Source organism: Leptospira adleri (assembly GCF_002811985.1).
Classification (GTDB): domain Bacteria; phylum Spirochaetota; class Leptospiria; order Leptospirales; family Leptospiraceae; genus Leptospira; species Leptospira adleri.
Genome location: NZ_NPDU01000087.1, coordinates 1 through 18,203 on the forward strand (window position 1 = coordinate 1; position 18,203 = coordinate 18,203).

At 42.0% G+C, this 18,203-nt stretch carries 18 protein-coding genes; 7 read left to right on the plus strand and 11 right to left on the minus strand.

Features of this window, described 5'->3' with window-relative positions:
- Both CH376_RS21035 and CH376_RS21040 read right to left on the minus strand, forming a co-directional pair.
- On the minus strand, nucleotides 1-688 hold a 688-nt coding region (locus CH376_RS21035; protein ID WP_125232030.1), incomplete at its 3' end, for a PAS domain-containing protein.
- Nucleotides 689-865: 177 nt separating this feature from the next.
- Nucleotides 866-2,086, minus strand: a complete 1,221-nt coding sequence (locus tag CH376_RS21040; RefSeq protein WP_100788356.1) for a DUF445 domain-containing protein — start codon at nucleotides 2,084-2,086, stop codon at nucleotides 866-868.
- Between the two features lie 196 nt (nucleotides 2,087-2,282).
- On the opposite strand from CH376_RS21040, the gene CH376_RS21045 reads away from it, so the two are divergent.
- From CH376_RS21045 to CH376_RS21060, 4 genes are read left to right on the plus strand one after another with little or no spacing between them, the layout of a single operon-like run.
- The gene (locus CH376_RS21045; RefSeq protein ID WP_100788357.1) at nucleotides 2,283-2,762 is read left to right on the plus strand and encodes an LIC_10042 family TonB-like protein; all 480 of its coding nucleotides are present in this window, start codon (nucleotides 2,283-2,285) and stop codon (nucleotides 2,760-2,762) included.
- Nucleotides 2,746-3,285: a UpxY family transcription antiterminator gene (locus tag CH376_RS21050; protein WP_100788359.1), complete on the plus strand. Its 540-nt coding sequence runs from the start codon at nucleotides 2,746-2,748 to the stop codon at nucleotides 3,283-3,285. The genes CH376_RS21045 and CH376_RS21050 overlap by 17 nt, the downstream gene beginning before the upstream one ends.
- Nucleotides 3,269-4,237, plus strand: coding sequence for a KpsF/GutQ family sugar-phosphate isomerase (locus CH376_RS21055; RefSeq protein ID WP_100788361.1), 969 nt, complete (start codon nucleotides 3,269-3,271; stop codon nucleotides 4,235-4,237). Before CH376_RS21050 ends, CH376_RS21055 begins: the two co-directional genes overlap by 17 nt.
- 6 nt (nucleotides 4,238-4,243) lie before the next feature.
- Entirely contained in the window at nucleotides 4,244-4,960 is a 717-nt protein-coding gene (locus CH376_RS21060; protein WP_100788363.1) for a type I 3-dehydroquinate dehydratase, read from the plus strand.
- Here CH376_RS21060 and CH376_RS21065 read toward each other — a convergent pair.
- From CH376_RS21065 to CH376_RS21095, 7 genes are all read right to left on the minus strand, one after another.
- Complete coding sequence (locus CH376_RS21065) at nucleotides 4,957-6,462, minus strand: tetratricopeptide repeat protein (protein ID WP_100788364.1); 1,506 nt, start codon at nucleotides 6,460-6,462, stop codon at nucleotides 4,957-4,959. The two genes, CH376_RS21060 and CH376_RS21065, sit on opposite strands and share 4 nt — an antisense overlap.
- A gap of 63 nt (nucleotides 6,463-6,525) precedes the next feature.
- Nucleotides 6,526-8,142: a GMC family oxidoreductase N-terminal domain-containing protein gene (locus CH376_RS21070; RefSeq protein ID WP_100788366.1), complete on the minus strand. Its 1,617-nt coding sequence runs from the start codon at nucleotides 8,140-8,142 to the stop codon at nucleotides 6,526-6,528.
- 2 nt (nucleotides 8,143-8,144) lie between these two features.
- On the minus strand, nucleotides 8,145-8,651 hold the full coding sequence (locus CH376_RS21075; protein ID WP_100788367.1) for a hypothetical protein: 507 nt from the start codon (nucleotides 8,649-8,651) through the stop codon (nucleotides 8,145-8,147).
- Nucleotides 8,652-8,794: 143 nt separating this feature from the next.
- Nucleotides 8,795-11,062, minus strand: a complete 2,268-nt coding sequence (locus CH376_RS21080) for a ribonuclease R family protein (protein WP_100788368.1) — start codon at nucleotides 11,060-11,062, stop codon at nucleotides 8,795-8,797.
- Between the two features lie 5 nt (nucleotides 11,063-11,067).
- Nucleotides 11,068-11,748, minus strand: coding sequence for a tRNA (adenosine(37)-N6)-threonylcarbamoyltransferase complex dimerization subunit type 1 TsaB (gene tsaB / locus CH376_RS21085; protein WP_100788370.1), 681 nt, complete (start codon nucleotides 11,746-11,748; stop codon nucleotides 11,068-11,070).
- Nucleotides 11,745-12,257 carry a tRNA (adenosine(37)-N6)-threonylcarbamoyltransferase complex ATPase subunit type 1 TsaE gene (gene tsaE, locus CH376_RS21090; RefSeq protein WP_100788371.1) on the minus strand — a complete coding sequence of 171 codons (513 nt, stop codon included), beginning with the start codon at nucleotides 12,255-12,257 and terminating at the stop codon, nucleotides 11,745-11,747. Before tsaE ends, tsaB begins: the two co-directional genes overlap by 4 nt.
- 7 nt (nucleotides 12,258-12,264) lie before the next feature.
- Nucleotides 12,265-13,122, minus strand: coding sequence for an Hsp33 family molecular chaperone HslO (locus CH376_RS21095; RefSeq protein ID WP_100788373.1), 858 nt, complete (start codon nucleotides 13,120-13,122; stop codon nucleotides 12,265-12,267).
- Between the two features lie 202 nt (nucleotides 13,123-13,324).
- Between CH376_RS21095 and CH376_RS21100 the strand changes: the two genes are divergently transcribed.
- Genes CH376_RS21100 through CH376_RS21110 form a run of 3 tightly spaced genes read left to right on the plus strand, consistent with a single transcriptional unit; the run spans nucleotide 13,325 to nucleotide 17,124 of the window.
- Complete coding sequence (locus CH376_RS21100) at nucleotides 13,325-15,301, plus strand: beta-galactosidase (RefSeq protein WP_100788375.1); 1,977 nt, start codon at nucleotides 13,325-13,327, stop codon at nucleotides 15,299-15,301.
- Between the two features lie 42 nt (nucleotides 15,302-15,343).
- Nucleotides 15,344-16,255 (plus strand): LIC_10030 family protein, encoded by a 912-nt coding sequence (locus CH376_RS21105; protein WP_100788377.1) that lies wholly within the window; start codon nucleotides 15,344-15,346, stop codon nucleotides 16,253-16,255.
- Nucleotides 16,256-16,275: 20 nt separating this feature from the next.
- Nucleotides 16,276-17,124: an inositol monophosphatase family protein gene (locus CH376_RS21110; RefSeq protein ID WP_100788379.1), complete on the plus strand. Its 849-nt coding sequence runs from the start codon at nucleotides 16,276-16,278 to the stop codon at nucleotides 17,122-17,124.
- 165 nt (nucleotides 17,125-17,289) lie between these two features.
- On the opposite strand, the gene CH376_RS21115 is transcribed toward CH376_RS21110, so the two are convergent.
- Together CH376_RS21115 and CH376_RS21120 are read right to left on the minus strand one after the other, a co-directional pair.
- Nucleotides 17,290-17,646 carry a c-type cytochrome gene (locus tag CH376_RS21115; protein WP_100788381.1) on the minus strand — a complete coding sequence of 119 codons (357 nt, stop codon included), beginning with the start codon at nucleotides 17,644-17,646 and terminating at the stop codon, nucleotides 17,290-17,292.
- Nucleotides 17,647-17,650: 4 nt separating this feature from the next.
- Nucleotides 17,651-18,203 (minus strand): urate hydroxylase PuuD (locus CH376_RS21120; protein ID WP_100788382.1); only part of this gene is annotated, 553 nt, incomplete at its 5' end.

Consider the following 18,203-nt stretch of genomic DNA (forward strand, 5'->3'; position numbering starts at 1 on the left):
CTTTAAGAAAATTTCCCGCGACGATTTCTTTTTGAATCGTGATAATCTCTCTAATTCTTTTTCTATATCCGAAAATCGTAAGAATCAAAAAAAAGATTCCGAGCCCACCGCATGATATTCCAAGTAAAGGAAGAAAGATCAAACCTTGATTGATCCATTCAAAATTTGCGAATAGAAGAGGAACAAAAACAAGAAGGCTATAGATTAGAATTTTGCCCGCAAGACCCAACCTTTGAAGCAATGATCTGAAGCTAACCTTAAATTTCCACACGATCGAATCGGTATTTTGTAATTCGTTAAAAAGAATTTCCGCACGCGCGATTTGTTTGGTCGTGGCTTTCTTTCGAACGGACATATATCCGGTTACAATTCCGTCGCTCATTACCGGAGTAATGGTCGCGTCGACCCAATAGTGATCGCCGGACTTCGCTCGGTTTTTTACTACTCCGTTCCAGGGGTCTCCGCCTTGAATCGTTTCCCACATGTCCTTATAGACGTAAGGCGGAACATCCGGATGTCGAATCAGGTTATGCGGTTCGCCTAACATTTCTTCCTCGGAAAAGCCACTGACGTCCGCAAAGTCTTGACTAACGTATGAAATTCTTCCCTTAGTATCGGTCCTCGATATTAGAACCGCATTCGCTGGAATTTGAATTTCTCGATTTGTGACCGGAAGATTTTTTCTCATTCGAATACCCTATCATTTACATCGCACAAAAAGGAATCTTTCCTTTAAAGGAGAATTTTATTAGTCCTTGGAAAAGATTACATCGAAGTGAAAATACGATGATCTGTAAAACGAGATTGGATTGTTATTTAAGCAGATTCTAATATAACTCTAAAGGATTAGAGTTATATAGTTCGTTTATGACATAAAAACGAGATACGCTTGCATTAGACCTACGAAACCTCCCAAAAGTGCCCCGAGGATAATCAAAGTCGTTTCATCTTCTTTGAAAACGGAATGCAACAATGATTCAAATTCGTCGGCGGGCAACACGCTCAAACGATCTGCCACAGTTTTTTCAATTTGAAGCGTATCTGTGATGTAATTTTGAATTCGATCGGCAACTTGTGGAATGATCCAAATAATATGATCCGCAATTTTTACCTTAAGGTTGCTCATTTTTTCGGAGCCCAAAAGTAGAGGAACAAAAGGGGCTTTCTCCTTTAGTTTATTTTCAGTCATCGTCTTAGCCTTATCCATCACAAGCTGAATGATGAGATCGCCCCCTTTTCCCAAAAAAATAAGTCGGATTAAATTTTCCGGATTCAAAACTCTCGAAGCGATCACCGCGGCGAATTCTTTTGAAACTTCTTTTTGTCTTTTTAGGAAGAGTCCTTGATACTGAAAAAAAAGATACCGCTTCGGTTCCAAAGGTCGAAAGATCATCAGGATCGCAAGCCAGTTCGTGTAATAACCGACGATTACACCCATGATGGGCATCGTCCACCATTGATTGAAGAAGTTAATAAATCCCACCTGAACCAATCCGATCAAAAATCCGAAGTATATACCGGAACGAATGATAAACGAAAACTCCGGACCTCCGCAGCGCATAAACATCTCGACGAGAAATTTCGTATTCTTCCCGCTCAAGGAAACTTGGATGATTTCGTCCAATTCTAAAATTTCGTCCAACTCATGACCGAAAGATTTATAAACTTGTTCTATCTGTCTCGGAATTTCGATTCTAATTTCCTTTTCCAATTCTTCTTTTAAAGAGTTGGGCATCAAAGCCCATAGAGCGCGGTTCTCTGCGGCGATTACGTCATGGACAATCTCTTTAGATTTCTGCTGAACGATATCTCGAATCGAATCGTTGATCTGATGCGGGTCGACTTTCTCGTACAATTCGTGAGGACGAACAACTCTAGTGGTTAAAACTTTCGCGATAAGATTGCTCATCTTAACCGCGTGATTTGGAATGATCCCTTTCCAACCGAAATTTCCGATGCCGATGAACTCGTTAGGATAGAAGATCATCTGAACTGCTACGTAATTAGTAATCCATCCAACGAAAGAACAAGTAAGTAAGATTGAAATTATCTCTATCAGTTGAGGATGTTCTCGAAACCATTCCATTTCTCAAATCCTTTTAGCCGAAAATACTTTTGAATGAAGTATCGCAAGAATTCAGATTTGAAAAACCAAGACAACTATTTTTTATTTCGCTTGTTCGATTATAGAAGCTCACGGCCTTGGCGGGAAGAATTTCGATTTATGAAATTCTAAATTCCGTATGGATTGCTCTCTGAGCATTGATTGAAAGGGTGGGCCTGTGAGCACGAGACTTTCTTTTATCATATCCGGTCTTTTTCATATCTTTATCTTTAGCGTCGTTTTTATATACGCTCCGGATTCTTCTCTCACTTCCGATTTCAAAATATTTTTGAAAAAAGGAGGGGCCGTTCCTTTAACGTTCAGCTTTTCGAGCCACTCAAACGGTAAAAATACGAGGTCGGAAATACCGGATAACACGAACGATTCCGGAACCTTGGAAAGAGAAATTGAAGAATTTAAGAATGAAATCCACTTTCCACAGGGAGCCCTGGAACAGAGATTGGAATCAGATTGTTCTTGGGAAGTGAGGATTCAATCTGACGGAAAAGCGGAGATTCTAAAAACTTTGCAGCCTTGTAAATATTCGGTTTTCGAAATCGAATTTAAAAGAGCGCTGAGAACATGGAAATTCAATCTAAAAGAAGGAACGAATTTAATCATTCCCGTCTCGTTCAAAGTAGATGATAAAGAATTCTGAAACCAATGAATGGTATGCGTTGTATACCAATCCAAGAGCCGAAAAAAAGCTCAAAAAACTTTTTCAAGAGAGAAAGATAGAATGTTTCCTTCCTTTACTTTCGAAAAGAAAAAAATGGTCCGATCGATGGAAGATAGTCGAAGAACCGATGTACCCGTCCTACATCTTCGTAAAGATCTCCTTCTTTGAAGAACGCATTAAGGTTCTTCAACTGCCCGGCGCACATCATTTTGTTTTTTATGCGGGAAAACCCTATGTAATACCGGACGAGGACATCCAACTTGTGCGAACTTTTTTAGAAACGTTTCCCGATAAAATCCAAGTTGAGATTCAGGAAAAACTTTCTCCGGGTCAAAAAGTCTTAATCAAAGAGGGGCCTTTTGCCGGATACAACGCCGAGATCATCCAAAGAAAAAACCAAGAACAAATTATAGTCAAATTCCCCGGAATGAACTTAATGACTTCGGTGACTTTGGACATAGAAAAGTTAAAACTAGAGGAAACCATTGGATCCAATTATTGAAAAAATAACCAAAGCAATCGACACAGAGATAGAATCCATTTTGCATTTCAGAAAAAATTTGGATCCGTCGATCAAAGAAGCAATCGAACTCATTCTTCAATCGAAGGGAAAATTAATCGTAATAGGCGTCGGTAAGTCAGGCGACGTCGGCAAAAAAATTTCCTCCACGTTATCGTCGACCGGAACACCGTCCGTATTTCTTCATCCTGCGGACGCGGCCCACGGAGACGCGGGAATCATCGCGAACGAGGACGTTGTAATCGCGATCGGAAAATCAGGCGAGAGTGAAGAACTTCTCAATCTAATTCCGACTATTAAGAATATCGGAGCCAAAGTGATTGCGATGACCGCAAACGAAGAATCGAGATTGGCTAAAGAATCGGACGTCGTCCTATTAACGCCCGTTTTAAAAGAGGCCTGTCCTCTGGAACTGGCTCCCACTTCTAGTACGACAATTGCGCTTATCCTCGGTGACGCGATCGCAATGTGTCTCATGGAACTCAAGGATTTCAAAAAGGAAGACTTCGCACTTTATCATCCCGCAGGAAGACTGGGAAAACGTCTGAGTCTTAAAATTGACGACGTTATGCGTCGTGAAAAGGATTTGGCGAAAGTTTCCCCGGATTCCGGATTGGAGCAAATATTAACCGAAATCACGGTTAAAAGACAAGGTGCAACCGGAGTTACCGATTCTTCCGGTCAACTCTTAGGAATAATTACCGATTTTGATATTCGAAAAAAATTGAAGGAAGGCGGATTGGATTCTTCCATCACTGCAAAGGAATTGATGAATTCAAATCCTATCACCTTTCATTCCGGCGAAAACGCCTACGAGATTCTAAAACAAATGGAATCCAGACCGAATCCGATTTCCGTGGCCCCTATCATCGATGAAAAAAGAACATTGATCGGAATCGTTTCCATTCACGATCTCTTGCAAAAAGGTCTCTGATCCGAAATGGAAAAAGAATTTCAAATCGTCCTTACCGTAAGCGAGGAAGAATTTTTTAGCTTAGAAAAACATCCCCGCTGCGATTGGATTGAAATAAGACTCGATCTTTTTACAAAACAAAGTCTGAGTGAAAAACTCACGGCTCAAATCGAACGATTGAACGCAAAGTGTATTTTTACTTACAGACAAGCGGGCGATACCGATCAATCGCATCGATCTAAGGAATCCGAAATCGACTTCGGATCTATATCAAGTCGGCTTCAGACTCAAAATCATTATTTAGATCTGGAATTGAATCGCCCGAACCAATTATTCGAAACCTACGCTGAAAAAGGATTTGGACTGATCCGTTCCGTTCACAAGTTCGATGGAATTCTGACGGAATCGGAAATTCGAAATTGGATTCAAAACGATTCTTATTTAAACAAAACGAAAGAATATAAAAGTCATCTTCCTCTAACTTTTAAGTTTGCCGTCTTTCCAAATTCCGTAAAGCAGCTCGCGGAATTTTTAGACTCTTTTCGCAACGTTGCAAATGAATATAAGAAAAAGAACATTCACCTAACGGGGATTTGTATGGGAACTATGGGAATTCTTTCGAGAGTTTATCCGGAATCCTACGGTTCTATTTTTACTTATTGTTGTCTGGAGGAACCCAAGGCCCCCGGTCAAGTCGATCTCGATTCCTTATTCCAATTGAGAAAGGATTTAAAATTTTCTTAAGTTTTATCCATCGCCTGGGAATCAAAATTCTTATCTTTTTCGGAGCCCTTAGATTCTAAGAATTTTTTAAAAGACGACTTTTCCTTAAAACGATCGAATTCTTTTTCTTCCGCCGCAGCAGCCCAAATAGAAGGTTTCATGTTCGCCGCAAGTCGGATGTATTCCATCGTTTTTTCAAGATCGTCCTTATTCGCATAACATTTTGCTAATAGATAGTACGCTCCCGAAGAACCGCCGACTTTTTCCAACATTAGAATCGCCTGATCGATTTTTCCGGTATAAAAATAAGCCTTACCGAGATAAAAGCGGTATTCTCTTTCTTCTTCTTCCGTGGATTGAACGGAATGAAAGTATCGCAGAGCTTTATCATATTCGCCGTGATTTGTATAATAGCGGGCCAGTTTCAGGATGCCGTCGTTGTAGACGTCGGGAAGATTTTTAAACTCGGGGTTATCCTTTTCCAGCTTGGAAGCGATTTCTTTGAGAATCGTATATCCTTCCGTTTCTTCCTTATTTTGTATTTTACAAAGAGCCAAATACATTCGGATTTCATAAGTTCTTTCGCCGAACTCCAAAGCTCTTTCCGCTGTTTTTATGGAATTCTCGCAATCCTTCACTTCGTATTTCAATTTTGTTAAACCGATCAGAGGTTGAACGGTTGCGTTCGCAGAATAGGACTTTCTATAGTATTTCGCCGCCTCTTCATATCTTTTCATTTTATGGTAAGCGACGGCTTGGTTTAGATTTGCATAATATAGCATTTTCGAGTTTCCAGAATCGATTTTACTTTCCAGTCGATCCAAAACTTGAAGCGCTTCCGAAAATTTTCCGTTACGGATCAAAATCACTCCGTATTTGTATAAATAATCCTGCTTTTCAGGATGATTCTTAACAAGTCCTTCCAGAAGATTTTCCGCTTTCTGAAATTCCTTATGATTCGCGTAAATCAATGAAAGATTCCATCTTGCGGATTCGTTCTCGGGATCCTTATTCAGAATTTTTTGATAATCTTCTTCAGAATTTGGACCGGACAACTCCGCTTCTTCCGTGTGATTTCGTTTCGGTTTATGATGTACTACGTGTCCGGAAGAAAGTCTTTCCTCCGCGGTGTTTCGAATTTTTTGAATATGAGTCAGATCCGCATCAATTCGTAAAACACGATTCGAATAAGCGATCACCTCGTGGTAATCTCTCTGATAATTGTAATAAAGGATAATTTTTTGATAGCAGTTAACGAGATCTTTCTTCGGAAGATTCAGACTAACGGCTTTCTTAAAACTTTGAATGGATTTCGGATAATCTCTTCTATACTCGTAGATGTAACCCATGTACATCCACGCTTCTCCGGAAGACGGGTTCCCGTTATTGAACTTCTGAAACTCATCGATCGCTTTCGTAAAATCCTTTCTGGCATACGCTTTTTTTCCTTCCTTCAGATCCGCTAAGAGCGAACCCGAAAGAAAAGTAAAAAGAATGGAAATAAGGAGAATCCGGAAGCCCATAGGACCAGTTTCAGAGAGGAAGTCTTTTTTAAAAGTGAATTTGCGACCCCTCTCCGCCCGGGTTTATAATAAATTTCCTATTTTTTCCTGCTTTTGCGACGCAAGCGCCTCGGTCGCTCGTAGAGCAATACTCATCGTGGTTATCTGCGGATTTACGGACAAACCGGTCGGATAAACGGAAGCATCGATCACAAAAATATTCTTATGCCCATACAATTCCAGGTTAGGATCCACGGCGCCTTTTTCGGGAGAATCCGCAGCCTGAATCGAACCATGCGGATGCGCTGAACCGACGAGTAGGCTTCCCGGATTGAATTTTTTTTCCAGGACCCAGTCGAACTTCGTATTCTTGTCCACCTTCACGGGTTCCTGCATGTCTGGAAAAGGGAAAATCAATTCTTTCGCACCCGCGGCCGCCTGTACTTCTGCGAGCATTTTCAAACCGCGGAGCATATTCTTCCCGTCGCCCGGTGTGAGCTCAAAGTAAACCTTTCTAGAACCTAAGGACCACTTAACGGAAGCATTTGCTTCTCCGTCAGCTCCATCTCGAACAAGAACGATTCCCGCGCTCATGTTCGGATATTTCTCAATCATTTCGAATTGTTTCGGACCGTAGAATGGAATCAAAGACGCAGTCAGAGTCGGACGGAAGGGAGCGACCTCTAGCCAGAAGCCGTATCCCGTGTTCTCTTGATTGTGACCATCCTTGATCACTGCAGATTGAGGCGGACCGGAGAACATATTGATTTTCTCGTCGAAGATCGCAAAGATCGAACAGGTAGGATGAACTTTTAAATTTCGTCCTACCCAATCGTTTCCTAAACCGGATCTTTGCAGAAGAGCCGGCCCTTCGATTGCGCCCGCACTGACGACAACGACCGGCGCGGATATTTTGATTTTTTGAATCACTTGGTCCGGAGCTTTCTCGTATGCATCGGGCGTAAATTCCGCTACCACAACTTTCATTGGTCCGTCGTGAATGACTTTTGCCTTCATATTTGCGATCACCGTGGCGCCCGCTTCGATTGCGTCCGGAATGTAAGTTAAGAACATAGATTGTTTTGCGTTGATAGGACAGCCCAATCCGCATCTTCCCAAACCGATACAACCTCTGTTGTTATTATTCAGAACTTCGGGATGAAGGCCCAACTCTTTACCGCCCTTCATCAAAGTGTTGTTATTCTGATTGATAAGATTTTGAGGTACCGGATGTACGCCGAGTCTTTCATGTACGGAAGAAACATACGGATCCATGGCTTCTCTGGAATAACCTTTCAGCCCGAATCTCTGATCCCATTCCGAGGTTACGTAATCGGGAGGATATAACGAAGTCTGCCAATTGACCGTCGTAGAACCGCCCACGGTTCTTCCCTGAAGAATGCTCAGAGTTTGTTCTTCCGTAACGATAAATCCCGCATCTCTATAAAGTCTGGCGGACGACATAAATTCTTCGCTTGTAAATTGTGCGGGAGTAAAGTAAGAGCCTTCTTCGATCAGAATCACTTTCCAACCTTTTTTTGCCAAAGTCGCCGCGGCAACCGCGCCGCCTGCACCGGAACCGATTACAACGGCTTCGGCTTTTAACTCCCAAGTTCCGTCCTTGATATTTTCCCTTTCGATAATTTCTTTGTGTTTTTTCGGAGTTATGATTTTATCATTCGCCGCTGGAATTCCGCTCATCTTTACGCCTCATATCCTGCTAATTTTTGGATTCGTTTGTCTTTTGAAACGAGAAAGAATGCAATCTGTCTCATGATTGAAAACGCACCGCGTTTCAAATTGAGAGAAGAATTTTTCCAGGATAAGAGACGTTTCTCTCTTTCTTCCACATTCAAAGCAATCATTGGTGTAAATGAAAAATCGAGCGCAAGCGATGCTAGTCTCGAAGCGGGAATCAAACCCAATAAAAGAAGCACGTCTTCCGTATCGATCGGCGTAGGATGCCCGTAGATGTAATCATCCATCGCGACGCCTAAATCAAAGTCGGGGATTGGATTTCCTTTTAGAAAAACTTCTCCTATAGATTTAAAGGAAAGATAATGATCTTCTTTTAAACCTCGCAGGCGAGGGATTGATCCAGTGGAACACGCACTCATTCCCGGAAGAACAAACGCGGTGATCGCCAAAAATTTAAGACTTAGTTTTAGAAACCGACTCCGCGGAATCGGTTCTTGTAGAAACTTCTCCAAGTTCACCTCCCGTACGCATATAGCGTTACGGCTTTATATATAACGACTGATCGGATGGAAGACGAGTGAAACAAATCGTTCGTGACGGTATTTGCTAAAAAGCGCTCCCGAACCGCAGTGATATAAGAGATGAATTACTTTGTCTATAACTTCTTCTGGAATTTCTTCATTTTCACAAAGATCTTGATTTCTTCGTAATCGATTCGATCCAACTCCACTTCGACCTTATCTCCAAGAGTATAAATCTTCGTGAACTTCTTAGAATAGAATGAGAAATCGGTGTCCATTCGGATTTCACCCTCGTCCGTAAACTCCGACGAAAGTAAACAAGCGTCGACCATAGGATTCTCCAGATCCACAAAAACGATGAACGGCTTGCATCCTGTAATTGTGGCTGAGAATTCCTTGATCCCAGTTTTTTCCAAATAACGGCAGGCCTTAAGTTTATAATAATCTCTTTCGGAATCCGTCGCCTTTCTTTCTTGATGCGAACAATGAAGTCCAGCGGTAACCATATCTTCCTGAGTGTAGAGAGGTTTTTTTCCGATCAAAATATTCTGTAATACCCGATGACAGATAAGATCCGGATATCTTCGAATGGGCGAAGTGAAATGACAATAGTCTTCAAAACCCAATCCCCAATGACCCAAATGTTCGCCCGAATAATAAGCCTGCATAAAGGTTCTCAATAGAAACATATTGAACAATCTCTCCGCCGGCTTTTCTTCCAAATCCTTTAAAACCGCGCTTATGGATTCGTAACTTGAATCTTTAAGAAGAGTTTTGACTCCATTCAATTTTAAGAATGCGTTCAAAGATTCAATTTTTTCGTCGTCCATCGGTTCGTGAACTCGATATAAAGTCGGCTGCTTCTTTTTTCTAATAAATTCCGCAACCTTGATATTTGCCGAAAGCATAAACTCTTCGATGAGAATATGAGCTTGAAGCCGATCTTGAACCGCAATTTCGATCACGTTGTGCTCGGAGTCGGTGACCACTTTATTCTCTTTTAGATTCAGATCCACTCTGCCGTTTGCAACTCTTTGAGCGCGAAGAACCTTTGCGAATTCGTTCATCCGATAGATCCAATTCTTGGCATCGCCGGAAAGAATTTCGGATTCGGCTCGATTGTAAGTGTAACGTTCCGCGACCTTGATTATACTTTTGTAAAATTTAGCATTGGTGATCTTTCCTTTCCAATCCGCTTCCATTTCGACTGTAAAAGCCAGACGATTCTTACCCGCGACCAAAGAGCAGAGATTTTCGGAAAGCTCCGGCGGCAACATAGGAACAACCCTGCTTCCCAAATAAACCGAAGTCGCCCGATTGTATGCTTCCTCGTCGAGTTCGGTCCCCAAACGCACGTAATGCGAAACATCGGCTATATGAACGTAAAAACGGATTTTATTCTTTTCTTCGATAAAACCGATCGCGTCGTCGAAGTCCTTCGAATACTCGCCGTCGATCGTGATACATTTTAATTCGCGAAGATCGACTCTGGATTTCCAATCATCCACGTTACTTTCGTCGACTTCTTCCGGAAGTTCTAGGGCGATGTTTTCCGGATAAAGAATGCTGTAATTGTATTTCATGAGCATTCTCATCAAATCCAAATCTTCTTTTGTATCCGATTCGAATCTAAGAAACTGAACTTCGTACAGATTTCGTTCGTGTTCGGTTTCCTCTTTTAACTTAACGATCAAAACGTCGCCGGATTTAATTTCATCCTGAAGATCGGTAAGAATCGTCTTACGAAGTAGATAACCCTCCTTTTCCTCACCGTCTATATCCAGAAGTTTTCCGAATATGAACTTCGGATCCTTTTCCGTGATGACCATTCGATAGAGATCGCGTCCTCTTCGTAAAATCTCCGAAACTTCTCCTTCAAGACGTCCCTTCTTGCCGATTCCGTAAGGTTCCACTTCCACAAGATCGCCTTGAATCGCAGACTGAGTATATTGACCCGGAACAAAAATTTCCATCCCAGAGGCAAGTTTCACAAAACCGTCTCCACGTTTGCTGATCGAAATTGTTCCTTGTAGTTTTTGATTGGAGTTGACGATAATATTCTTTTTTTCTAATTCAATCAGTCCTTCCGTTTCCAAAAGTTGAAGCGCTTCCAAAATCTCCCTTTCTCTTTCCTGGATCTGCCACTTTTCCCTTTTTTTTCCGTAAGAATTTTGATTGTCTTCTCTCAGAATTTTCGCCGTTAAATCCTTATACAAAATCACAGAGCCGGCTCTGGATTGAAGGTATTTAAGAATTTTCTTACCGACTTCGTTTTCTCTATAACCATCCGATCTTCCGGACGATCTTTCTTTTTTCGGTCGTTCGGATTTCGAGAAGTTTTTCTTTTTCGATTGAGGAGCAGTTGTCCTCTTTTGTTTTGTTTGTTTTTTCTTTTTATTCATGATAACTAAACCGTCGACTTATCGTCGACATAGGTTCCGCGCACATAGTTGGGAACCAATTTCCAATATGGAAAATTTTCCGGAAATTTTATCGCTTTTATGATTTGCTCTTTCATTTGATTGAGCGCGGCGGAACCGGAAGGCAAATTTTCTAAAATCGGAATTCCTCCGAAGAATTCGGGATTATCCGAATACCTTTGCGAAGTTAAAAAAGCGTGTAAACGATCTTCGGGAATTCTTTCCATTATATCGTCGGGTTTTACGTCGATAGAACCGAAAAAACCTCTTTGATCTTCCATCGCGAAATAAATTTTTTTCTGTTTCGCTTCGATCGCGACCGATACTGGATCTCCCACCTCTTGAAAATAGAAAGAAGAATAAACGTTGAGGCTGTCGATTCCGATCGCCGGAATTTTCCAAAGCTGCGCCAAATTTCTCGCAGTCGCCACCGCAATTCTAAGACCGGTAAAAGATCCCGGTCCGAGCGCGCAAACGATTAAGTCCGGCGATTTCCAATTCGATCGTGATAAAATATTTCGAAGTTCTTGAATCAGGACTTTTGAAGATTCTCGGGGATGAATTCCGGTATAGGAAGCCACATTCTCCAAGTCCCCCTCGTCGTTGAAATGAAAGGATTCTGCCAAAACCCACTGGTTCGTAGCGTCAAAGAATAGAATTTTCTTCATGCGGGAAGTCCTTCCATTTTCTCCCAAAGATTTTTTAAAATCGGATAAGAAGGAATATCATCACTTTTGAATGTGATTCTTCTTTCGTTTTCCGAAATTGTTTTCAACTCGACTTCGATCTTAAGAGCTATTTCACGGATATAGTCTTCCGCGATCTGCCACCATTCTATGATGGAAACTCCGCTTTTTCCCCAAAAATCTTCAAAACCTAGATCTTCTAGGTCTTGCGAACTTTTCAATCGGTGAAGATCAAAATGATAGAAGAAATCATCACGCCCCGGAATCGGATATTGATTGATCAAGGTATAAGTGGGAGAATTTACGTTTGCAGTGGGGGATATTTTTTTTACCAATCTTGAAGTAAAAGTCGTTTTTCCCGCACCCATCGAGCCCGTAAATAAAAGAACCGGAAATAAATTTTGTTCCAGAGACGTTTGGATCAGGGTCGCAAGAAAATTGGCCGGTTTGTCTAATTCTTCCAGTCTTAGATTCTGAAATTCGAGTTCCAATTCTTCCTCAAAATAATTCGTTTACCCTTTCTTTTTCAAAACGATAAACGGAAGTGCAAAATTCGCAAGTAACTTCGATCATACCGACTTCTTCTAAAATGCTCATTGCCTCTTCCTTTCCAAGAGTCTGTATCAATTCCCGAATTTTATCTTCGGAACAATCGCAACGGAATTCAGGCTGACCTTCCTCTAAAATTTGCACCGCCGAACGAGTCGCTTCTCCGATTTTATTAAGACAATTGTATATGTCTTTTCCTAAGAATTCGGTCACGTTCTCGTTGATCTCATTGGAAAGACTTGCAATTTTTTGCATGTGTTCTTCTTTCGCTTCCGGCAGAGATTGAAGTAAAATTCCCCGTACATCCCAGTGAAATCCGTTCTTTTGAATAAGGATAGTAACAAAACAAGTGATTTGCTCGGAACTATTGAGATAGTTTTGAAAATTTTCCTCAAAGCTGCTGTTCTTATAAGGAACAACGGATTGATAAATACAAGCGCCGTCTTTCCAACGAAAGACTTTCAGAATTCCGGAATAATCTTCCATAAGCTGACCGGGTTCGATGTCTTCTTCCGGACGCGCTCTGAGGACCGCCTTCATTCTTCCCTTACGATCGCTATAAGCGAGGACAGAGTGAATGGGAGAATCTTCGTTGAATTGTATCTGTAAACTTACTTTCGTGTCTTCCTTGATTTGATCCGCGAGAAAGAAGGCGCCTATCATCGCTCTGGCCAAAAGTTCAGTATTTGCATCGTCTAAGTTGTGTAAATTGGAAGCCGCCGTCACGGAATATGAAATTTCGGTCGCGGAATATCGGAAGTGAACATCCGGCAAAATTCCGTATATGAGTGAGTCCTGGTTGTGCATGGGATCCTTCTGTGGATGGAGTAACTGAGAGATCTCGGTTACGCGCAGAAGTAAAATAATCTCTACGTCATTCGTATCCTCTCAGACTTTCCCGGGAAAAGACAGTATTTTTTCTTTTAGACTTCGGAGATTTGCGGTTTTCTTTCTTTTCAGATTGTGCCCATACTTTGAAATCTCTTTCCGTAACGAAAAGGAGATCGGAATGATATTCGGCGCTGATTACTACCCGGAACAATGGACTCAAAAAGATTGGGAAGAAGACATTCGAATCATGAAGGAGATGGGTCTTTCATCCGTTCGACTCGCCGAATTCGGTTGGGCGATTATGGAACCGAAAGAAGGGAAATACGACTTTTCCTTTTTCGATAAGATTTTAAATCTCATTCAAAAAAAAGGAATGACCGCAATCCTCGGTACTCCGACAGCCACCTTTCCACCTTGGCTTGTAAAAAAATTTCCGGACATAATCCAAGAACGCGACGGAATCAAACGAACGATCGGAACCAGAAGACAAGCCTGTTTTTCCTCTCCGAATTATAGAAATGCGGTAGTAAAGATTGTTACCGCAATGGCGAAACATTATGGAAATCATCCGGCGGTAATCGGCTGGCAAATCGATAACGAGATAGGACACGAGGGTTCCGATATCGACGAGTCGATGACTTCCTTAAAAGCCTTTCGCGTTTGGCTGAAGAACAAGTACAAAACGATCTACAATCTGAATAACACTTGGGGAAATATTTTCTGGGGAGTTTTGTACGATTCTTTTGACGAAATTCCGATTCCGGGTGCGCACGTTTCCAGTAACTTCCATCCCTCGATGATACAAGATTTCTATCGATTTCATTCCGATACGATCGTCGATTTCGTAAAACTCCAAGCTCAGATTCTTAGAAAATTCTCCGTTGGAAGACCGCTTACCACAAATCTTTATCCGTCTCCTTTTCTTCCGATCATCGATATGGCGGAGCTCGCGACATATTTGGATTATATCTCTTGGGATAACTATCCGACTTGGGGCGAACAAGAAGAACCTTTTCCGCACCCGTTTATAGCGGCGATGCAACAATACAATCGAGGTTTAAAGAATCTTCCATTCACCGTGATGGAACAAATTTCCGGATTTCAAGGACACGATCTTTTAGGTTATCTTCCCGCGCCGGGACAAACAAAACTTTGGATGAAGCATTCGATTGTTCACGGCTCCAATGCGATTTACTTTTTTCGCTACCGAACCGCGCGCTTCGGACAAGAACAGCTCTGTTACGGAATTTTAGATCACGATAAAGAAAGGACGGAGCGCTACTTCGAATTGCAAAAAGGAATCGAAGAGATAAACGAATTCGCGGACGACTTCGTGGAAAATTTATTTCCGGCGGACGTCGCGGTGGTTCACGACATTGAGAACGCAAGAAACTGGAAGCACCAACCGATTTCCACAGGACTTAAATATTCTCCGGTTCCCTGGGCCCAACTCGGATACGACGTTGAAATGGCGACTTGGTTTTCGGGCATGAACGTTCTCAACGTCAACACTCACTTTCGTCCCGCTTCCAAAATCGACTTCAAAGATTATAAAATCATCGTCTTGCCGATGTACACGATGGTGACCGATTCCATTTTTCAAAAGTTGGAAACGTTTGTAAGAGAAGGAGGAACTTTAGTTTTAGGATATAGGACCGGCGCCAAAGATTTAAACGGCTGGATGTATGATTCTCAAATTCCGGGACCGTTTGCAGAAATGGCCGGCATGAAAGTCAGAAAGTTCGAAGCCGTTGGAAATCAAAAAGTAAAATTTAAGTTTCGATTCTTGCCTGGAACTTGTTCTAAGATCTGCGAAATTTTGGAACCTACTACGGCGGAAGTCTGGGCCCGTTACACGGATAAGAAGAAGTTCTACAAAGGCGAACCTATAATTACGGCAAATTCTTATCATAAAGGAAGAGTAATTTATATCGGTGCTTCTTTAGAACCTTTGAGTTTTATGCTTCTCTATCGTCGAATTTTAAGGGAAGCTAAAATACCTTTCACCTTTTACGGACCGACGGTTGAAAAAATAAATAGAACCGGAATAAATCGAAATTACGAAATTTATATCAATCATTCCGGTAAAAAGAAATTAGCCGGTCTGAAAATTTTAAACCCTTATGAAGTTAGAATCATCCCCAAGAAAAAATGAGATCGAATCTTTGTTAAGCGAACATAGAAAGGAAAGAATTCTTTGGAATTAAATCAAGTCGAGGAACTAAATCGAATTCTCGCGTCCGTTTCCGGAAGCAACCGCTCGCACGAAATCTTTGTGGACAACTTGCATACTCCTTTTTTGCAATTCGAAGATAGTTACATTCTTCCTCCGACTTCGGTCTACGGAGTTGAGTTTTCCGCGGCAAAAGAATTTCTCCTGCAAGCCGAACAGCTCATTCCCGAGTTGATCAAAGGTTGTCAGGTTCTTCCCGAAGCGAAACCGAAAAAGAACACGAATCAATTATTCTTAGTAAAACCTCTTCCTTACGCGAAAGGAGACGAGGACAAAAAGTTTATCTTTGTTGTGAGTTTTATTCTTTCCTATCTCGGAGGCGCACCGTCCTCGATGGTCGTCAAACAAGCCGCTCAAGGGAAAACCGCTTCCGTTCGAACCCAAAAAATTTATTACCTCGCGAGAATTCTTCCGCTTGAGAATTTAGAAACGAAAGAAGGACAGATTGTGGACTTTGTCACTCGTCAATATAAAGAGACAGAATTCATGGTCGACGTAGATACCGTTCCCGCTTTTAACAAAATCCAACACACTTACTCCGAACTCTTTGACGACGTCGATTATTCAAAGCAAATCTCGGTAATTCAGTCGATTCTTAATATAACAAAGGAAGTTTGGCAGCCGGGTAAAGTCTTTGAACCGATCGACGTTGAATTTCATTCGATCAGTTCCCGCTTTTTAGAGAGTTCTCAAGAAAGAATCTTGGATCAATTTTTAACCATCCGGCATTTGATTGATCTTTTATTGTCGCCGGAAAGCATGACAATAGATTCAGTTATACAGGAACCTTTGCACAACTGGCTTCGTTCTTTCAGAACGGAAAGGGACGTAACACTCTCCGGTAATATGCTCTGGAAAATCCTAAAACGAAAGTAATCTTTTTTCAAGAGAAACATATGGACCAACCACTTGCCCCTCCCATTGACTTTCCTTTAGAGGAAGTCAAACGCAGGATCAAATCCGTTCAATCTGTCTCCGGAATTTTTATAGAATCCGCATTAAAGCTTCAGAAGGATTTAAAAGCCTTCGCGTTCTCCACGGAAGCCGAAGAGAAAGATCAGATTCATAAAGCCGATGAGATGATGGGAAAATTCATCGTGGAATATCTCAGACAAAACTTTCCTTCGGATTCGATTCTTTCCGAAGACAATTATAAATTCGAAGGAAACAATTCCTTTCGTTGGGTTTTGGATCCGATCGACGGTTCCATGAACTTCGTCCGCGGAATTCCTTTGTACTGCGTCTCCATCGGATTAGAGCACAGAGAATCTCCGGTTGCGGGTGTGGTTTTCGTTCCGGGATTAAACACCAAATATTCGGCCATTGTTTCTCAAGGAGCCTTTAAGAACGGACTTAGAATCGACGTCTCCAACACCGAGTCGCTTGCACGCGCGATGCTAGTACCGAGCTTTCCGACAAACAGAAAAGAAATATTAAACGAAGTGATTTCGGACATCACGGCATTTATCAGTTGTGGACGATCCATGAGAAGGACAGGATCTTTTGTTCTCGATTCTTGTTGGGTCGCCGAAGGTTTGTTAGATGGAATCTGGGAGAAGGGAGTTAAACTCTGGGACACGGTCGCGAGTTCCGTGATTCTCACCGAAGCGGGCGGAAAAGTTACCGACTTCGGGGGAAAAAGATTCTTATCCGGAAACTCGGAAGTTGTCGTCTCTAATGGAAAGGTACATTCTCAGATTGTTGATATTATGAGAAATGTAAGAGATTCGATCGGGAGAAACTGATTCGTTTCATAGAGTTTGTTCTTACAATTTTTTAAAACTCTTTCTGCCAGTTTGTAATCTTCGATCAAGTAGAGCCGGAGAGGGCAAGCACAAGAATCCAAAGAATTTTGAAATGAATTAAAGAAACACTGGGATTGAATTTCTCGCTCCCAATGTTCCATTACTTTACGGTGCGTTTAAGTAAGCTTCTATACTTCGAATCTGCTCGTCGTTGAGCGGAAGCCGAGTCATCAATTGGCTGGAACGCTTCGGAGTATATCCAGCCGGATAAGTTCCGCTTACGATTCTTGCCTTTAACAATTCAAAATTGGAACCCTTAATCGCGGGTCCAACCGCTCCGTCCATCGCAGGATTTTGATTGTGACAAGCCGAACAATTCGCCGTATACAAACCCTTTCCCTGATTGAGCTGCTTTTGTTCAGGGGTTAGATTCTCTTCCTTACAATTCGCAAGAACCAAAATCGAAATTACGAAGAAAAACAGGAGGCGGAAAAAACCGCCTCGAAAATTCGCTCTTCTCATTGAATTAGAGAAGAACCTCAAGAAGAACGTAAATGATCAGAGTAAGAACAAACCCGGAAGTGATCACGCCCTTAACGGTTTTGATAGGCTTAAAAGTCGCGCTCTCAGGTGTTGCGGTTAACGCGTTCGTTTCAACTATCGCAAGAAGAACCAAGATGACTCCTAAGAATGTATGCGCTTGAGAGCCGGTTACGTCCACAGAAACGGTTAAGTTTCTGGCCGCGCCCATAAGAAACAACATAGGAATGGATAACAACGTGTTCGTTCTAGAAGCGAGAAGTCCTCTCGCCGCTCTTGGAGCGGGGTTCTCCGCAGTTTCGCCTTTGGCAGCGGCGATCACAACTTTTTGAGCGGGCCAGATTACGAACCAAACGTTAAACCACATAAGAGAACCTAAAAGTCCTCCGCCGAGAATGATCGCAAGCCATTGACCGGAAGAAAGGGTCGTTCCGTTGTAAAGGGAAATTCCGATCATTGTCCAACCGCTCAAGAACGTAAACATCGCGCCCCAACGAAACCACCAAAGAACGCGTGGAACCAGTTGCTGCGTCGCTTTT